17 protein-coding genes and 4 pseudogenes are annotated in these 16114 nt (G+C 61.5%); 16 read left to right on the top strand and 5 right to left on the bottom strand.

Annotated features, from left to right (window positions below; genetic code table 11):
* Positions 1-205: 205 nt before the first annotated feature.
* The 8 genes and pseudogenes from FJ949_RS29400 (at position 206) to FJ949_RS29355 (ending at position 5602) form a co-directional block, all read left to right on the top strand.
* Positions 206-793: a hypothetical protein gene (locus tag FJ949_RS29400; protein WP_140501375.1), complete on the top strand. Its 588-nt coding sequence runs from the start codon at positions 206-208 to the stop codon at positions 791-793.
* 332 nt (positions 794-1125) lie between these two features.
* Positions 1126-2052 (top strand): zincin-like metallopeptidase domain-containing protein, encoded by a 927-nt coding sequence (locus FJ949_RS29395; protein WP_140501373.1) that lies wholly within the window; start codon positions 1126-1128, stop codon positions 2050-2052.
* Positions 2053-2058: 6 nt separating this feature from the next.
* Entirely contained in the window at positions 2059-2334 is a 276-nt protein-coding gene (locus FJ949_RS29390) for a hypothetical protein (protein ID WP_246680049.1), read from the top strand.
* 64 nt (positions 2335-2398) lie between these two features.
* Positions 2399-2602, top strand: a pseudogene (locus FJ949_RS31105) (type II toxin-antitoxin system VapB family antitoxin); the annotation flags it as partial.
* 914 nt (positions 2603-3516) lie between these two features.
* Positions 3517-3825, top strand: a complete 309-nt coding sequence (locus FJ949_RS29375; protein WP_140501371.1) for a DUF736 domain-containing protein — start codon at positions 3517-3519, stop codon at positions 3823-3825.
* 321 nt (positions 3826-4146) lie between these two features.
* A complete protein-coding gene (locus tag FJ949_RS29370; RefSeq protein WP_224647530.1) occupies positions 4147-4311 on the top strand; it encodes a hypothetical protein in 165 nt (54 codons plus the stop codon).
* Positions 4312-4319: 8 nt separating this feature from the next.
* A pseudogene (locus FJ949_RS29365) lies at positions 4320-4677 on the top strand (zincin-like metallopeptidase domain-containing protein); the annotation flags it as partial.
* A 613-nt stretch (positions 4678-5290) separates the two neighbouring features.
* Positions 5291-5602: a DUF736 domain-containing protein gene (locus tag FJ949_RS29355; protein WP_140501369.1), complete on the top strand. Its 312-nt coding sequence runs from the start codon at positions 5291-5293 to the stop codon at positions 5600-5602.
* Positions 5603-5665: 63 nt separating this feature from the next.
* On the opposite strand, the pseudogene FJ949_RS29350 reads toward FJ949_RS29355, so the two are convergent.
* Positions 5666-5900 (bottom strand): annotated as a pseudogene (locus tag FJ949_RS29350) (HU family DNA-binding protein).
* 176 nt (positions 5901-6076) lie between these two features.
* Here FJ949_RS29350 and FJ949_RS29345 point away from each other — a divergent pair.
* A pseudogene (locus FJ949_RS29345) lies at positions 6077-6336 on the top strand (type II toxin-antitoxin system prevent-host-death family antitoxin); the annotation flags it as partial.
* Between the two features lie 56 nt (positions 6337-6392).
* On the top strand, positions 6393-6755 hold the full coding sequence (locus FJ949_RS29340) for a hypothetical protein (RefSeq protein ID WP_224647531.1): 363 nt from the start codon (positions 6393-6395) through the stop codon (positions 6753-6755).
* Here FJ949_RS29340 and FJ949_RS29335 read toward each other — a convergent pair.
* The 4 genes from FJ949_RS29335 to FJ949_RS29320 form a co-directional block, all read right to left on the bottom strand.
* A complete protein-coding gene (locus tag FJ949_RS29335; protein WP_140501367.1) occupies positions 6730-7002 on the bottom strand; it encodes a WGR domain-containing protein in 273 nt (90 codons plus the stop codon). The two genes, FJ949_RS29340 and FJ949_RS29335, sit on opposite strands and share 26 nt — an antisense overlap.
* 226 nt (positions 7003-7228) lie before the next feature.
* Entirely contained in the window at positions 7229-9145 is a 1917-nt protein-coding gene (gene traG / locus FJ949_RS29330; RefSeq protein ID WP_140501365.1) for a Ti-type conjugative transfer system protein TraG, read from the bottom strand.
* Positions 9066-9350 carry a conjugal transfer protein TraD gene (gene traD / locus FJ949_RS29325; protein ID WP_318013632.1) on the bottom strand — a complete coding sequence of 95 codons (285 nt, stop codon included), beginning with the start codon at positions 9348-9350 and terminating at the stop codon, positions 9066-9068. The genes traG and traD overlap by 80 nt, the downstream gene beginning before the upstream one ends.
* Positions 9351-9357: 7 nt before the next feature.
* On the bottom strand, positions 9358-9606 hold the full coding sequence (locus FJ949_RS29320) for a TraC family protein (RefSeq protein ID WP_140501363.1): 249 nt from the start codon (positions 9604-9606) through the stop codon (positions 9358-9360).
* A 197-nt stretch (positions 9607-9803) separates the two neighbouring features.
* Between FJ949_RS29320 and traA the strand changes: the two genes are divergently transcribed.
* The 6 genes from traA to FJ949_RS29290 form a co-directional block, all read left to right on the top strand.
* Positions 9804-13172, top strand: a complete 3369-nt coding sequence (gene traA, locus FJ949_RS29315; RefSeq protein ID WP_140501361.1) for a Ti-type conjugative transfer relaxase TraA — start codon at positions 9804-9806, stop codon at positions 13170-13172.
* Between the two features lie 2 nt (positions 13173-13174).
* The gene (gene traF, locus FJ949_RS29310; RefSeq protein ID WP_140501359.1) at positions 13175-13711 is read left to right on the top strand and encodes a conjugative transfer signal peptidase TraF; all 537 of its coding nucleotides are present in this window, start codon (positions 13175-13177) and stop codon (positions 13709-13711) included.
* A gap of 13 nt (positions 13712-13724) precedes the next feature.
* Positions 13725-14864, top strand: a complete 1140-nt coding sequence (locus FJ949_RS29305; protein WP_140501357.1) for a conjugal transfer protein TraB — start codon at positions 13725-13727, stop codon at positions 14862-14864.
* A gap of 109 nt (positions 14865-14973) precedes the next feature.
* On the top strand, positions 14974-15225 hold the full coding sequence (locus tag FJ949_RS29300) for a type II toxin-antitoxin system Phd/YefM family antitoxin (RefSeq protein ID WP_140501355.1): 252 nt from the start codon (positions 14974-14976) through the stop codon (positions 15223-15225).
* Positions 15226-15227: 2 nt separating this feature from the next.
* Positions 15228-15671, top strand: a complete 444-nt coding sequence (locus FJ949_RS29295) for a type II toxin-antitoxin system VapC family toxin (protein ID WP_140501354.1) — start codon at positions 15228-15230, stop codon at positions 15669-15671.
* A gap of 171 nt (positions 15672-15842) precedes the next feature.
* On the top strand, positions 15843-16114 hold a 272-nt coding region (locus FJ949_RS29290; RefSeq protein ID WP_246680050.1), incomplete at its 3' end, for a helix-turn-helix domain-containing protein.

Here is a 16114-nt window from a genome sequence, read left to right as displayed (position 1 = left end):
CCGCCGATCTCGGCAAGGCCGGCCCGCGTCCCGCGCGGGGACCAGTTAAGAACTGGCCCCCGCTTCTCCGCAAGCCGACCTCGCTCGCCTGGCAGGGTCCGGACCCTGAAGCGCCCAGCTCCCGCCGGTTCCTTTTGACCGCACCCGCAGGAAAGAACGGCCGAGGGCCGATCACCTGAAGGGCATCGCCAGAAAGGTAAGCTCAATGTCCAGTTCAATCCGCTCCCCCAAGTCCAAATCCCTCGTCCTCCCGCTCCGCAAGGGCACGACCCTCGAAATGGCCCGGCTCTGCTGTCCGGACAGCAGCCAGGCCGCAATCATCTCCGAAAGCTTCGGCCTTCCGGTCCTCGACAGCGACGGCATCCGCGACTTCCACGAGCGCAGCCTCATCGAAGGCGCCGACACCCTCTCCGAGGGGGTTTCCGACAAGGCGATGCAGATCCACCTGCAACGGATCGTCGGCTCCTATGTCGGTTCCGCCTACGGGGCAGGCCAGTTCTACTCCAAGGCCGTCACCGAGGCGAAAGACGCCACGGCCAAGCTCGCCAACGACATCCGCGACGAGGATCTGGACGGACCGGTAGGCTTCGACAGCAACGCCCAGCGCAAGCGCGAATTCGCCGCCGACATGGGCCTTCAGTCCCACGCCCTGCGCATGGCCGCGGAGGGAGCCGTCGCGGCCTACGAGCATATCGTCGGCGAGGCCTGGAAGCCCTACGAGCGTCAGGTCGAGAATCCCGGCCAGACTGTCAGCCGGCAGGCAGCCGACCTCCAGATGGCGGCGCTCGGCTAGCCGCACCGGCCGGAGCTACGGCTCCGCCCCATCTTCTCACATCGAGGCTGGTGTCCTTGCGGACACCGGCCTCTTCGCGTGTGCGTCGCCAAGGAACCCGACAAATGAATGTGATCCTGCAGGCCGCGCCAGTCGCGGCCGTCACGAACGTTGGTCCTGTTTCGGTCCTCGCCCCGCGAAACGGCTGCGCCGTCCTTCACTGACGTTGCGGCCCGCACACGACATCTCTCCTCCTTCCGATCGCTCGCGGCGGGTTCGCGAACCTGCGGTCCTGCGCATGCGGACCTCGTGACGGCCGCGACTGGCGCGACCTCGAATGGAGGTTTTGGAAAATGAGCAGGAAAGAGAGCAAACCCCGTCTCGATATCTACGCGAAGATCACCGATCGGATCGTCGCGGATCTAAAAAAGGGGGTGCGCCCGTGGGTGAAGCCCTGGAGCGCGGGAAATAGGACGGGTCGCATCACGCGACCGCTCCGCCACAATGGGCTGCCATACCAAGGCATCAATACACTGCTTCTCTGGTCGGAGGCGATGGCGCGGGGGTTCGTCTCGCCCACCTGGATGACGTTCAAGCAGAGCATTGAGCTCGGCGGTCATGTCCGCAAGGGTGAGACCGGCTCGATGGTCGTTTACGCCAGCCGTTTCACCCGCACCGAAACCGATGCGAAGGGCGAGGAAGTCGAACGCGGCATCCCCTTCCTCAAGGCCTATACCGTTTTCTGCGCCGATCAGATCGACGATCTGCCCGCGCAGTGTTACGACCATCCCGCGCCTGGGGCCGATCCGGTCGAGCGGATCGAGCATGCGGATGCCTTCTTCACAAATACTGGTGCCGTAATCCGCCACGCTGGCGACAAGGCGTTTTTCAATCCGACGCTCGATATCGTGCAAATGCCGCCCTTCGAGAGCTTTCGCGATGCCCAGAGTTATTACGCCACCTTAGGGCACGAGCTGACTCATTGGGTGGGCGGGGAAAAGCGGCTCGATCGCAATCCCGCGCGCTACCACAAGGATCGCTCCTTTCGCGCGCACGAAGAACTGGTCGCCGATCTGGGCGGTTGTTTTTTAGCGGCCGATCTCGGCATCGTCCCCGAGCTGGAGCCGAGGCCCGATCACGCAAGCTATCTGGCGAGCTGGCTTGAAATTCTCAAGAACGAGACGCGCTTCATTTTCGCCGCGGCGGCGCATGCCCAACGTGCCGTCAACTATCTGCACGATCTCCAGCCAGGGGCGACACAGGTCGCGGAGGCGGCGTGATGCTGCATGCTCCGACCATCATGGGGAGGGCGCCGAGCCTTCCCCATCCGCCTGCGCGCGCTGTCGCTTGGCGCCAGCGTGCAATCCACCACGCTCGCCCTGATGGCGGCCCATGGCGAGATCGGCCCCATGCTAGATTGCGCGATTTTCGCCGATACCGGCTGGGAGCCACAGGCCGTCTACGATCATCTCGCACGGCTGGTGTCGCCCAAAGTCTTGCCGTTCCCGGTCCATATCGTCTCGGACGACAATATTCGCGAGCAGCTGAGCGCGGCCGGGTAGGCAACCGCTGGGCCTCGATCCTCGCCTTCGCCAAAGACCGTCACGCCGGCTGGCGCGGTAGTTCAATGTCAACAATCCGGAGGCTGATGCGCTGACGCGCAGGTTCGCCGATATGGCCGGCGTCAGCATCACCGATGCCATCATCATCGCGATGAAGGAGGCGATCGAGCGCCGGCGTGATGCCGAGAGCCCGCTTCAGACGGCTGCACGTCTGCGTGAAAAACGTGGCGTCTACCTGCGGAAGGCGGCTAAGAAGCCGCTTCCGCGAGTTTTTCGACGAGCGGAGGATCGAGGTTCGAGACTTGCCGCCCGCGCCCGAGACCACCAGGCTGGCGCTGTCGGCGGCACACCGGCATCGGTCCGGGGCCGATGGCCTAAATCTCGGGGATAGTCCCAATTATGCGTGCGCGAAATATTTCTCGACGCCCATTCTTGCGGCGGCAGGTGAGTTTCGGCAAACCGATCTCATCAAGGTTCCTTGAAGAACGACCGGCAGCTGCGCCTCGGACGACGTGAGTCGGCTGCTGGATCGACTATCAGGTATGCGGCTCCGCACCAAAACTTGCCGATTAACGAACCTCCGCCTGTGCGCCCGGCTCTATCGGTTGCCGATTCCGTTTGAGACGAGAGCCGGATAGGCAGTTGCTGGCCGCTTCCCCAAATTGCGCGCCATAAACGCAGCATCGTTTCAACGGGTGGGTCAGTCTGGCACGTAGCTCGCGCGCTTCTGTCGCTGATCTCCCGGTGCATCACCGTTTCGAAGCCGGTGCGAGACAATGGGGCTGCGGTTCTCGCCTTTGGGATCGGAGGCGATCCGTTGCCTGACCGTGGCGGCGATGGGGCTCTCGAACGAACAGTCGCTGACTTGCGGGTATAACGCCGTCGACGGAAACGCCGGTCTCATTCCGGTTTCGACAAAGGCCACGTCCATCTGCGTGCGCGATGTGACTGGTCTGACCGAAGGCCGATCCCGCTATCGCGGGCTCTCGATCTTGTCCGGCAACGGCCTTCGCGACTTTCTTCCCCTGACGGCTGCGCCGCCATTCCTCGCGGATCAAGAGAGTCTCTCACGACCGCCTTCCACTTCGTTCCAGCCCTGCGGGTGCCAGTCGATCGCCTCAGGTCCACTGACCGTCATCGAGGTCGCGATGGGCGCGGCCCGAGCAACAAAGGATGAGACTTATGGCTACCATCGGCACCTTCGCTTCCACCGGCAATGGCTTCAGCGGTTCGATCAAAACCCTCAACCTCAACGTCAAGGCCAAGCTAGTCCGCATCGAGAACCCTTCCGACAAGGGGCCGCACTTCCGCATCTTCTCCGGCAATGTCGAACTCGGCGCCGCCTGGCAGAAGACCTCCGCAGAGGGTCGCGACTATCTCTCGGTCAAGCTTGACGACCCGAGCTTCCCCGCTCCGATCTACGCCACCCTGATCGAGGTGGAAGGCGAGGAAGGCCTGCAGCTGATCTGGTCCCGCCCAAACCGGGACTGATTGCCCGCCAGAGGACCCCGCCACAGGCGGGGTTCCTCCTACCAATGGTGAAGCCGGAACCAGGCATCGAGCCCGGCCCCGCTTTTTTGCTGCCAACCGGGTGGGGGAGGTCTGCTCAGATCGTCCGAGGATGCCATGGCGTTCCGAAGGCGCCCAAGGACTTCGTGGTATCTCCAACAAGTTGACGCATTTCGGCTCCCCCACTCGCCGGCTCCGCCGGTCGCTGCGCGCCCTGGCCCCTCCGACCCATCATGACCGGCGGTGTCGCCCTCCACCAACGTCAAGGAGACGAACATGTCGATCGATTAACACATTGAGGAATTGCGCGCCGAGCTGCGGAACGCTGTCTGCCGCGACGAGCGCCGCGAGACCGAGGCCGCTCTGGAGCTCGCGCTTGCCGGGAGCGAAGTCATCTGGGCCGAGCAGGAGGCGCTCATGAAGCGCTTTGAACGACAGGTCGAGAATCCCGGCGCCGGCATCAACTGACAAGCAGCCACATCCAGATACCGGCATTCGAGAGTTTTTGCGACGCGGGTTCCTATGTCGCGGTGCTGAGTGATGAATTTGACCACCGGACGGCGGCACCCCATCGGGTGAATCGCGATGTCAGCCGCTATCCGAAGGATCGTAGCGAGCGGGCGAGGGAGGAACTCATTGCCGAATTTGGCAGCTGCTTCCTTTGCGCCGATCTCGGCATCGTACCCGGACCATACCAGCGATCTCGCATCCTAGCTCGAGGTGCTCTCCAACGACAAACGGTTCATTGTCTCGGCCGCAGCCCACGCACAGGGTGCCGTCGCCTTTCTGCACGATCGCCAGCCCAACATGGACAAGATCGGGAAGGCAGCTTGATGTTGCACGCGCATATCGTTGCTATCCCCGATTGGCCTTCGCGACCTCGGCGCCGGTTCAACTCCGGATCGGTGGACATCCCGCTTCTTGTTGACGTTATGGGGCTCTGGACCAGGCAGCGAGCTTTCCGGCATGTGGCGGTCACGCGTCGTTTCGTTCCTGTTTCCGGCGTGCCGCCCGTTATCTCTCAAACCGGCCCGTGTAATGCGGAAGGTCCGTTCCTGTTGGAGCTGCCTTTTCCGATGTGCCAGAGCATGTCGGGAGGCGGGTATGATCATGCCCGGCCATTCCTGCGATTTCGGTAGGTGACGCTGATCGCCTGCTTTCATTCCGGTGCTTTCACACAAGACACACCCACCTACGACTTCGATGTGGCCTGTCTGACTGGAGGCCGCCTTCGCTGCGCTCCGTCTCGCTCTCACACCGGCAACGGCCGCTCGCGACTTTCTTCCCCTGGTCGCTGCGCGTCCATTCCTCGCGGAACAAGAAAGTCTCTTCCATCCGCCCTTCACGATGTTTCGGCCCCTGCGGGGTGCAGGTCGATCGCCTCCGGTCTGTCGGCCCTTATCGAGGTCGCGATGGGCGCGGCCCGAGAAACCAAAGGAATGAAACAATGGCCACCATCGGTACCTTCACCTCCACCGGCAACGGCTTCAACGGGACGATCAAGACCCTCAACCTTGACGTCAAGGCCAAGATCGTTCGCGCAGAACGCACCAGTGACAAGGCTCCCGACTTCCGCGTCCTCGCCGGCAATGTCGAGTTCGGTGCCGCCTGGCAGAAGACTTCGAAGGAGACGGAACGCGGCTACCTCTCGGTCAAACTGGACGACCCGAGCTTCCCCGCTCCGATCTACGCCACCCTGATCGAGGTGGAAGGCGAGGAAAGCCTCCAGATGATCTGGTCGCGGCCGACCCGGGACTGAGACTCCAAAGATCGAGGCCCCGCCACCCGGTGGGGGCCTCGAGCTTTGACTTGGCAGCAGCGTTCAGCCGTTGAGCGCGTCCTTGGCGGGTGTGAAAGTCAGCTTCTTCGAAGCGGCGATCTTAATGGCGGCGCCCGTCGAGGGATTGCGCCCCTCGCGCTCCGGCGCCGTCTTCACCTTGAACTCGCGGCGGCGTCGGCAATCGTCTTGAAGACGCCATCGACAACGATTTTGCTTACGCCTTGTTCAGGCGGTTGTCGGCGGCGACCTTGTCGCCGATTTCGTTCGCTGTCGCCATCGAGATGGCTCCTTTTTGTGTTGTTGCCTCCTCATGTTTGACACGCACAATCCAGAGAATGAGTAGCTGACGGCACCTACGAATCGCTATTTTCCGTCGGGCCCACCGCAGCAGGGGCGCAGCAATTACGTGACTTACGTATACAACATCAAATATAGCAATCATCAGGAGGGCAAATGCTCCGGCTAAGTGGTTCCTACTCAACCAGTGACCTGTCGCGGAAATCCGGCGATATCATCGCCGAGCGCTACGCCATCCGGTCACGATAACTCAGCGCAACAAGCCTCGTCTGGTGCTTCTCAATATCGAGGAATATCAGCGGCTGATGAGCTAGGCCGATGCGCGGGCAGCAGGGACGATCGAAACGATGTCCGATAGCCTGCTCACCGAGTTCGAGGATGCGGTTGAAGCCTGTTCGGAAGTGGAACAAGCGGGCGGCAAGGAGCTACCGACCAAATCGAGACGTGGTGCCTCATCCGCTGTCCATGTCTGTTGGCACGCGAAGCCAGCCATGGCGAAACCGAAGGTCGTAAGAACAGGCCGATCGCCGTTGGCGTTCGTCTGGCACGCCCTGGCGGCGATCTGGTGCTGTTCTTTCCGATCATTACCAAGCAGCTGGAACCGGCCAGGTTCGCCGTTGAGGTTCCGTCCATCGAGAAACGACGAGCAGGGCTTGATCCTGACATGCGTCTTTGGATCATCCTCGACGAGTTCAATACCGACATTGTCGGCCGATCGTTTTATGTTGAACCTGAGCCGCCGGTCGGCCGGTTCAGCAAGGCATTCTTCCTTCCGCTGCTGCGCGGGTTCATCGCACGCCGCAAAACACTCACCGAGGTAAATCGGCACCGGTAGCGCGCGGGTCAACGTAACCTCGCCGTCGCTTTGCGCGCTCAAGCCGGAGGAATGCGCCCTCGACCTCTTGCGGGTCATCAAAGGTTTCGACTTTGGCTTGGCCGTTCGTGCCGATCCGTCCCCAGTTGCGGATGAGCGACGCACCACCGAACAGGGTCGGCTGAATCGAGAGCGAATAGAACCGCGCCATGTTGCGGGTGGCGTCGATACGGTGAAGATAGGCCGGTCCTGTCTCGGAGCTAAGCATCGAGCGAGTCTCGCTCCCGAAACATACAACGTCCAACGAGTTCGTCGAATCGATCTCAGCCAAATGATTCATTACGCTGATGGATTGATATCGAAATGGCTGCCCAAAGGGCCGCCGCCGGCGTTGCCGGCGGCGAAGCGGAGGGGCTGAACGCGCTATCCAAACTGCGCCGAAGAGAAGCCCCGGAGCTTCCATGGGGAACGAAATTCGTGGCCGATCGGCCGGGTCATTTCCTTTTCGGCCCGAACCTGTTCGCGCCAGCGGTTGCGATCATCTCCTTGCGCCGGAAATAGATCGCGCGGCCGCACCGCAGTGGCGGATTGCCAGCGGTGAAGACGATCTGTTCGTCCGTGCGCATTTGCATGACCTCGTGTGGAAGGATCAGAGGGCGTCGGGCGAGTTGCTTCGAGCGGGTTCTCGACGTGCCGTTCATCCGTGAGGAAGTGCTGGTCTGATCGACCTCGACCGTCGTGTCGCCGCAACGCTTCGAAATGTATTCGGCCGTTTCAGGGTCATTGATCGCGGCGAACGATGTCCACGAGGCGGATTCGAACCATTTCGAAGAGGCGTCGCGTCCGCCATAGGCTTCGCGCATCTGCCCGATCGACTGGAACAGCATCAGGAGACTGATTCCGTATTTGCGGCCTGCGTCACGGGCGGTTTCGAGAATGCGCATGTAGCCGAGGCGCGCTACCTCGTCGAGCAGGAAAAGGGTGCGGTCTTCGACGTCGCCATTGCGATTGTAGATGGCATTCATTAGCGACCCGATGATTACGCGCGCAAGGCCCGGATGGTTCTCGAGTGTCTTCAGGTCGAGGTTGATGAAGATGTCGGTGTTTCCCACTGCAACCTCGTCGGTCGCAAAACTTCTGCCAGAGACGAGCGCGGCGTAGTTCTCGTAGGACAGCCAGTGCGTTTCCTTGGACGCAGCGCCATAGATGCCCGAGAATGTCTCCGGTGTCATGTTGATGAAGGGCGCAACGTTCTCGCGGACAAATGCGCTTTGCGACGAGTCGTAGATTTCCTGTAACCGGGTTCGCAGTTTTGGTTCCGGCTCGGCAAGATTGGTCCGGACCTGGCGTAGCGTCTGGTTCCCGGTTGGCGTGTGCCCGGAGAGGCAGACGTCCGCTATCAGGGCCGTCACCAACTGCTGCGCCGATCCACGAAAGAAATCGTTTCGGCTGGCGTCGACCCGCGGATTGTCGGTCATGATCCAGGATGCAACCGCGGCGATGTCCTCCTCTTTCGTGCCGCCAAACCTGCCAATCCAGTCGAGCGCATTGAAGCCGGTGCCGTCACTTCCCGGATCGATGACATAGACCTGTCGATTGAGCGATTTGCGATGCGCGGTAACCATCGGGGCGACCTCGTTGGAGGGATCCAGAACCACTAGTCCACTCCTCCATTGAAGGGTGGTCGGAATGGTCACCGACGTTGTCTTGAAGCCGCCGGACCCGGCAAAGACGATCGCATGACCCGATCCGAAGTTGCCCGCGAAGCCGAGCAGTGGTTTGCGCCCGCCACTGCCCCAGCTGTCGTGATCGCTCGCCTTGAACGATCTGGGGGCAACTGTGTCGCGGTCGACACGATAACGCTCTCCGACGACGATGCCGCCTCCTGCGGGAAAAAGTTTTGCCGCCTCGGTCAATCTCATCCAGTCAGCGTCGCCGTGGATGGAGCGCTTGCCCGGGATCCGCTTCGGCGCAGGTGATACGAAGGCCGCGTTGCCGAGAAGTGTAACTCGAAGGGCGAAGATACCAGCGCCCAAGGCGACCATTGCGCCGCCGAACGCAAAAGGATCGGCATATGACAACAGCGTTCCCTCGGCGACGCGATCCGCGAATGAAAGGAGCCTGCCGCTTTCGTTGATGACGGCGGTCACGACCACGATCATCCCGCCGAGAAGCGCGCTGAGGCCCGCCGACCTGATCGATGCCGAGCCGGCGGCAGCAAACAGAAAGATCAGTCCGATGCCGCCCGCCGTAGCATAGGGAAGAGCCAGCCCGACCTTACCGAGAAACAGATATGCGGAACGTGATGTTCCAAGCGAAGCGAGCCAGGTCTCAATCCCGGTCAGGCCCCACAGCATTGCGATCATAAGTGCCGCCGGCGCGATTGTGAGTACGAGTTTCTTCCATATCATTGCCGAAGGCAGCCTTTCCGATTGCGCGCAGGCGCGCCCATTCCGTCTGGTTGTCAGTGCGGCGCGCCAGATCGACGAGAGCCCCCAGGATCACGGCGCGATCGGCCGAGCGAAGGCCGGCCTTCACGATCAGACCGCCGAGTTGGATTTTCTCGCGAGTATCGCGCTTGCGCTCCTCCGCCGAATGCCGTCGCTGCATGTTCATCACTCGCTCAAGCATCGCCTTCAGCAGGCCGAGCCGGCTTCGGCGCGGCTTGCCGGCGCTTCTCGCTTCCCGGCTGAAATCGTACGGCGATCTCCGCGAAAAGGTCCGAGAGCTTCGCCTCGTCGACATCGAGATCGCCCAGACCGGCCTTGACCGCGATGCGGCCGATCCGTTCGGCCTCCTTGGCCTCGGCCGCCTTCAGTTGATCGTGCAGGCGCTCGATCTCCTCTTTAATCTTCGACGATGATTTTCTCATGTGTTTGCTCCGGCTCATGACGCTCATTTCGAGAAGCCGATCATTAGGGTGAAGCCTGGTGCCGACACCTGCGGATTTCCGAAGCTGTCGTGCGGCAAGCGCTGCCGCAGTATCCCGCCGAACAAAGTGAGGATTGAAGGGCGCACTTATACGTCGCTTGCGCGACGGTGTGCTCCCGGCGGGAGCTTTGAAGCCGGATGGCCATCTACCACTTGCATGCGCAGATCATCGGCCGGGGAGAAGGCCGCAGCGCGGTCGCGTCCGCCGCCTACCGGCATTGCGCACGGATGGAGATCGAGGCGGAGGCGCGGGTCGCCGACTATTCGAACAAGCACGGGCTTGCCCATTCCGAGTTTGCCTTGCCTGAAGCAGCGCCAGCATGGCTTCGCAGCCTGATCGACGGGCGCGACGCGGCAGGCGCTTCCGCGGCCCTCTGGAATGCCGTCGAGGCTTTCGAGAAGCGAGCCGACGCGCAATTCATGCGCGAGATGGATCTGGCGCTCCCAGTCGAATTTTCTCGCGAGCAGAACATCGCGCTGGCGCGGGCATTCGTGGCGGAACAAATTCTTCCGCGCGGCATGGTTGCCGATTGGGCCTATCACGACAGTCCCGGCAATCCGCATATCCATCTCATGACGACGCTGAGGCCGCTGGCGCAAGACGGATTCGGGCCGAAGCAGATCGCGGTGCTTGACGAGGATGGCAACCCGCTTCGGATCAAATCGAAGCTGAATCCGCGCGGGAAGATTGTCTACCGCCTGTGGGCCGGAGATGAGAAGACCCTGAATGAGTGGCGCGAAGCCTGGGCGGCCCTGCAAAACCGAGATCTCGCCAAGCAAGGGCTCGACATTCGTGTCGATCACCGCTCCTTCGACGAACGGAGACTGGAGCTCGTGCCAACCTCCAAGATCGGCGTCGGTGCAACACACATCGCCCGGGAGGCGGCAGCCAGGGGGCGCGGCGTCGATCTCGACCGGATGCGTATATTCGAGGAGCAGAGACAAGAATCGGCGAAACGGATTGAACGCCGCCCAGAAATCATTCTCGACATGATCGCGCGCGAACGCAGCGTCTTTGCCGAGCGCGATCTGGCGAAGCTGGTGCATCGCTATGTCGATGATCCGGCAAGGTTCTCGAGCGTCATGGCGCGGCTGGTGACTAGCCCCGAGCTGGTACGGCTGCAACGCGAGACGCTCGACTTCGAGACTGGCGAACGCATTCCGGAAAGGCTTGCCACAAGAACGATGATCCGCACCGAGGCCGAGATGGCTCGGCAGGCATTGCACCTGTCTGGGGAGGAGACTTTTGCCGTCTCGAACGACGCGCTCGCGGTCACGTTCCACGAGCATGCCTATCTGCACGACGAGCAACGCGCCGCGGTTGAATATGTGACTGGTGCATCCCGCATCGCTGCGATCGTCGGCCTCGCAGGCGCGGGAAAAACCAGCGCGCTGAAAGCGGCACGGAAGGCTTGGGAACGCGAAGGTTTTCGCGTCGTTGGCGGGGCGCTCGCCGGCAAGGCGGCCGAAGGCCTGGAAAAGGAAGCGGCAATCGCGGCGCGCACATTGGCGTCATGGGAGCTTCGGTGGGGGAGGGGTACTGACCTCCTCGACGGCAAGACGGTTTTCGTAATGGACGAGGCCGGTATGGTCGCATCGAGACAGATGGCGTTGTTTGTCGAGGCGGTCGCCCGCGCCGGGGCCAAGCTCGTCCTGGTCGGCGACGGCGAGCAGCTTCAGCCGATCGAAGCGGGCGCTGCTTTTAGAGCGATCCATGACCGCGTCGGCTATGTGGTGCTCGAAAATGTCCGCCGCCAGAAGCAGGACTGGATGCGCAAAGCGAGCGTGGATTTCGCGCGCGGCAGGACGGCGGATGCGATCAACGCCTATCGCGCCCGTGGCAAGGTTCTCGGCAGCCAGACCAAGGCTGAAGCGATCAAGATGCTGATCGGCGACTGGAACCGCGATTTCGATCCTGCAACCTCGTCGATCATCCTCGCGCACCTTCGCCGCGATGTGAGGACGCTGAACGAGCAGGCCCGCGCGGCACTTATCGAGCGTGGCGTGATCGGCGAAGGGTTTCGATTCCAGACCGAACAGGGACCACGGAACTTCGCAGGCGGCGACCAGATCGTATTCCTGCGAAACGAGAATTCGCTAGGTGTGAAGAACGGCATGATAGGCCGCGTCGCCGAGGCGAAGCTGGGTTGCATCATCGTCGAGGTAGGCGACGACAGACGCCGGGTCGAGATCGCCCAGACATTTTATCGCGATATCGATCACGGCTACGCAACGACGATCCACAAGTCGCAAGGCGCGACCGTTGATCGGGTAAAAGTGCTCGCCTCGCTCTCGCTCGACAAGCATCTTTCTTATGTTGCCATGACCCGCCATCGCGAGGATGTCGCGCTGTATTACGGGCGTCGATCCTTTGAGAAGGCGGGCGGCCTGATCCCGCTCCTGTCACGCCGCAATGCCAAGGAAACGACGCTCGACTATGCCGGCTCGCGCGAATATCTCGATGCTCTTCGCTATGCGATGAACCGCGGCCTCCATGCGTTCCGCGTCGCCAGAGCCCTGCTCGACGACCAGCTGCGTCTCATCGCTCGCGCCAGGGAGAAGGTGGCGAGACTGGGTGTCAAGCTCGCGGCGTTCGCCTCAAGCGCTAGCTTGCGACCGGTCAAGCAAGCGTCGGCTCCGAATGCTTCTTCCCGCTCATGGGTCCTGAGACCCGCTTCCACGGCCAACGCGCCCACCAACGTCGTCGAACCACTGGTGCGCGGTGTGACGCAATGGGTGCAATCGCTCACTGAGATTGTGAAGGAAAATGTTTTGTCCGAAACGTCAGTGAAGCTGCAATGGCGCGAGGTGTCGGACCGCTTTGCGCAGATCTATCGGGATCCGCATGCGGCCGCGAACGCCATGAAAATCGACGCGGTGGTCGAAGCGCCCGATCGTCATCGCGCCGTGCTCGATCGACTTGCAGTCGACCCCGAAACTTTCGGCGAGTTGCGAGGTAATGTCGGGCTCTTCGCCTCGAAGGCCGAGAAGCAGGAACGGCAGATGGCGATCGAAGGAGGTGCCGCGCTCAACACAGAGATCGAGCGCTACATCCGCCTTAGGTCGGAGGCTTCCAATCGGTTTGAGGTCAAGGAAACGGAAGCGCGTCAACGCGCATCGATCGATATACCGGCGCTTTCTCAGTCCGCAACCGTCGTCATGGAGCAGGTACGCGATGCGATAGACCGCAACGATCTGCCGGCCGCGCTCGGCTTCGCACTCGCCGACCGCATGGTCAAGGCCGAGATCGATCTGATGAATGCCGCACTCGGCCAGCGTTTCGGGGAGCGCGCCCTGCTGGGACTGGACGCACAAAAGATCGATGGTCCAGCCCATAAGACGCTGTCAGCGAGTATGCCCGCCGCCGAGAAAAAGAAACTCGCGGAAGCCTGGCCGACCTTGCGTGCGGCACAGCAGCTCGCCGCGTATGAGCGGTCCGTCCAGGCAATGAAGCAGGCAGAAACCGCCAAGCTCGTTCAACGCCCGACCCTCAAATCTGGTTTGTGACGATGCACCATCAACGTCGAAACGCTTTCACCATTCTTGGCGCCGGCGCCGCACTACTGCTGTTGATCGCCGCGGCCGGAGCATGGGGTGGTTATCGGCTGAACATGACGCTGAGCTATCCGCTTGGTCTCTGGCGGATCGAGGTGATGCAACGGGAAGCAAAGGTGGGTGACATCATCTTCATCTGTCCGCCGGAAGCATCGGGCTTCGAACTGGCGCTCAAGCGCGGCTATCTCCCGCGAGGTCTGTGCACCGGAGGAACCGGTCCGCTGATCAAGAAGGTCGCGGCAATCGCCGGACAGGACATCGCCGTCGATGCTCGCGTGCATATCGATGGCCGCCTCCTCGATCATTCCGAACTCCGCGCGGTCGATGGCAAGGGCAGGTTGCTCCCAGCCTTCGCCGGCGGCGTGGTTCCGGCCGGCAAGGTCTTCCTTTACTCCAGATTTCCAGGTTCATATGATTCGCGCTATTTTGGGCCGGTTTCGGCCGCTGGCATTCTCGGCCTTGCGAAACCGATCCTCACCTTCACGCCTTGATCGACTTTGTTCGATGATACTCATCGCCGGGGGTGTCGCTGCTGGCGCGATCGGCTGGAGCGGAAATCCGCTCGCTCTTCCGATGGCCATGGCATTTCCTGCGCTGTGGGCGCTTTCGCCTTCGCGCCTGGTTGCCGCCTGCGCGTCCGCAGGTTATTTCCTGGCGGCGTCGCGGGGTCTGCCGCAGGGCGTAGCGAACTTCTACGGCTCGCAGTTCGCGGTCGGCATCGCGCTTTGGTTTACTGCGTCGCTCGCTTTCGTAGCCGTCCATGCGGTCCTCTGGACGTCGAGCCAGGGCTGGCGCGTGCTACGCTACGCGATCGCCGCGGTGGCGATGAGTATCCCGCCCTTCGGTGTTGTCGGCTGGGCGCATCCAATCACGGCCGCCGGAATTCTGTTTCCAGCATGGGGTTGGTTCGGGCTAGCTGCGGCTGCAATCCTCATGCTCACCATGACGACGAAGCGATGGCCAATCGCGGCCGCGCTGCTGGGTGGGTTTTGGACTTGGTCCGCCGCACATTGGACGCCGCCAAATCCGCCAGAAGGTTGGGTGAGTGTCGATACACGGTTCCGGGGTTCGGCCGGTCACTATGCCGGCTATGCACAACAAGGCGAGACGATCATTGTCGCCAAAACAGCGGCCATGGACGGCGCGCGCATCATTGTCCTACCGGAAAGCGCCGCTGGTCTCTGGACACCGACTGTCGAACGGCTCTGGACACGGGCGCTGACTGGGAGCGGCGTGACTGTCATTGCTGGGGCCGCCGTGGTCGACCAGGGTGGCTATGACAACGTCATGATGCGGATATCGGCCGAGGGAAGTGAAATCCTCTATCGAGAGCGCATGCCGGTGCCGATCTCCATGTGGCAACCATGGCTCGCGTGGGTCGGGCAGCGCAGCGGGGCGAGGGCACATGTCTTTGCCAATCCTGTCGTCGATGTCGAGGGCGTGAAGGTTGCGCCGCTGATCTGCTACGAGCAGCTCATCGTCTGGCCGGTGCTACAATCCATGCTCTATCGCCCGGATGCCATCGTCGCGAGCGGGAATGGCTGGTGGACGGCAAGCACCAGCATCCTCGCGATCCAAGAGGCGAACGCACAAGCCTGGGCGTCTCTGTTCGGCTTGGCGCTCGTTTCGGCGGTCAATCGCTGACGGAAAAGGCCGGTCGTATCGAGGGACTGGGCGATAGCGTAGGCTACGGCCTTCTTGTCAAGGCTCGCTCCATGAGTTATATGACTACTTTGGTCACAGGGTTATCAAGATGAAAGAGGTTCAGCTTAAAGATGTGAAGGCGACGTTCTCGCATGTCGTCGACGAAGCGGTTGCAGGCGCCCCGACGGTTGTCACCCGTCACGGCAAAAGAGAGGCTGTCGTAATCAGCTATGCGGAGTACCAGCGCCTTTCCCGTGTGCCATCGCTGGGTTGGCTGCTTACAAATTCGCCGTTGGAGGACGGTGACCTGCTAGCGCGAAGCCGAAAGCCCGCACGAGCTCTGCGTGACCCGGCGTTTTGACGTTGTACCTTCTGGATACGAATGTCGTCAGTTTGCTCGCCCCCTCGAGACGCAGGACACCCTCCGATGAAAGACTAGTTGCCTGGATCGTCGACAGATCCTCCGACCTTTGGCTGTCCGTCATCACCTCGGCTGAGATCGAGGACGGTATTGCGAACGCCAAGCGAACCGGTGCCACCAAAAAAGCGGCCGCGCTCGCTGAATGGTGGGGAGAAATTCGTCACTACTACGGTAGCCGCATTCTGCCTCTTGATCTCGAGACGGCAACGATAACCGGGCAACTTATGGCAGTCGCCCGCGGAGCTGGCATCTCTCCCGGTTTCGAGGATATCGCGATTGCTGCCACAGCCACGCAACACGATCTAGTCGTGCTCACGGACAATGAAAAGGATTTCAGACCGCTCGGAGTTCGGTGTCAGAATCCGTTCATCGGGCTTCCCGGTTAGCTTGCCCAATCGAAATATTGAAGTTCACATAAGTATCTGAATAGTAATCACAAATGTTAGTTCCATAATACATGTTATGCAACTCTAAGTTATTGCCGCAAAATAGAAATGTCTTGATTCCGCAAAGTAGGAATGTCGCCCTGCTCGCCGATGAGCGAGGGAGACGGCGGGTTGGGACTGATCTTAATGAGCGAGCGCGAGCTGCAACGCATCGAGGTGCTGTCGAAGGTTTTGGAGCGGCGCATGACGGTTGTCTCGGCGGCGCATGTCCTGGATATGACAACGCGCCAGGTCCAGCGTCTGCTGAAGGCGTTCCGGACTGAAGGCGCCGCGGCACTTCGGCACAAGGCTCGAGGACGACCGTCTAACCATCGATATGTCGCCGGCATCGGTGAGTTGGCGGTTCGGCTGGTTCGGGAACACTATCTCGACTTCGGGCCGAC

The organism is Mesorhizobium sp. B2-4-1, assembly GCF_006442185.1.
Taxonomy (GTDB): Bacteria; Pseudomonadota; Alphaproteobacteria; order Rhizobiales; family Rhizobiaceae; genus Mesorhizobium.
This window is presented reverse-complemented; position numbering and strand designations above follow the sequence as displayed.

Coding starts and splice junctions, on each gene's coding strand:
- FJ949_RS29395 (WP_140501373.1), top strand. CDS start 1,126: ATGAGCAGGAAAGAGAGCAAACCCCGTCTCGATATCTACGCGAAGATC.
- FJ949_RS29400 (WP_140501375.1), top strand. CDS start 206: ATGTCCAGTTCAATCCGCTCCCCCAAGTCCAAATCCCTCGTCCTCCCG.
- FJ949_RS29355 (WP_140501369.1), top strand. CDS start 5,291: ATGGCCACCATCGGTACCTTCACCTCCACCGGCAACGGCTTCAACGGG.
- FJ949_RS29335 (WP_140501367.1), bottom strand. CDS start 7,002: ATGCTTAGCTCCGAGACAGGACCGGCCTATCTTCACCGTATCGACGCC.
- traF (WP_140501359.1), top strand. CDS start 13,175: ATGCACCATCAACGTCGAAACGCTTTCACCATTCTTGGCGCCGGCGCC.
- FJ949_RS29320 (WP_140501363.1), bottom strand. CDS start 9,606: ATGAGAAAATCATCGTCGAAGATTAAAGAGGAGATCGAGCGCCTGCAC.
- FJ949_RS29390 (WP_246680049.1), top strand. CDS start 2,059: ATGCTCCGACCATCATGGGGAGGGCGCCGAGCCTTCCCCATCCGCCTG.
- traD (WP_318013632.1), bottom strand. CDS start 9,350: ATGAACATGCAGCGACGGCATTCGGCGGAGGAGCGCAAGCGCGATACT.
- traA (WP_140501361.1), top strand. CDS start 9,804: ATGGCCATCTACCACTTGCATGCGCAGATCATCGGCCGGGGAGAAGGC.
- FJ949_RS29300 (WP_140501355.1), top strand. CDS start 14,974: ATGAAAGAGGTTCAGCTTAAAGATGTGAAGGCGACGTTCTCGCATGTC.
- FJ949_RS29305 (WP_140501357.1), top strand. CDS start 13,725: ATGATACTCATCGCCGGGGGTGTCGCTGCTGGCGCGATCGGCTGGAGC.
- traG (WP_140501365.1), bottom strand. CDS start 9,145: ATGATATGGAAGAAACTCGTACTCACAATCGCGCCGGCGGCACTTATG.
- FJ949_RS29375 (WP_140501371.1), top strand. CDS start 3,517: ATGGCTACCATCGGCACCTTCGCTTCCACCGGCAATGGCTTCAGCGGT.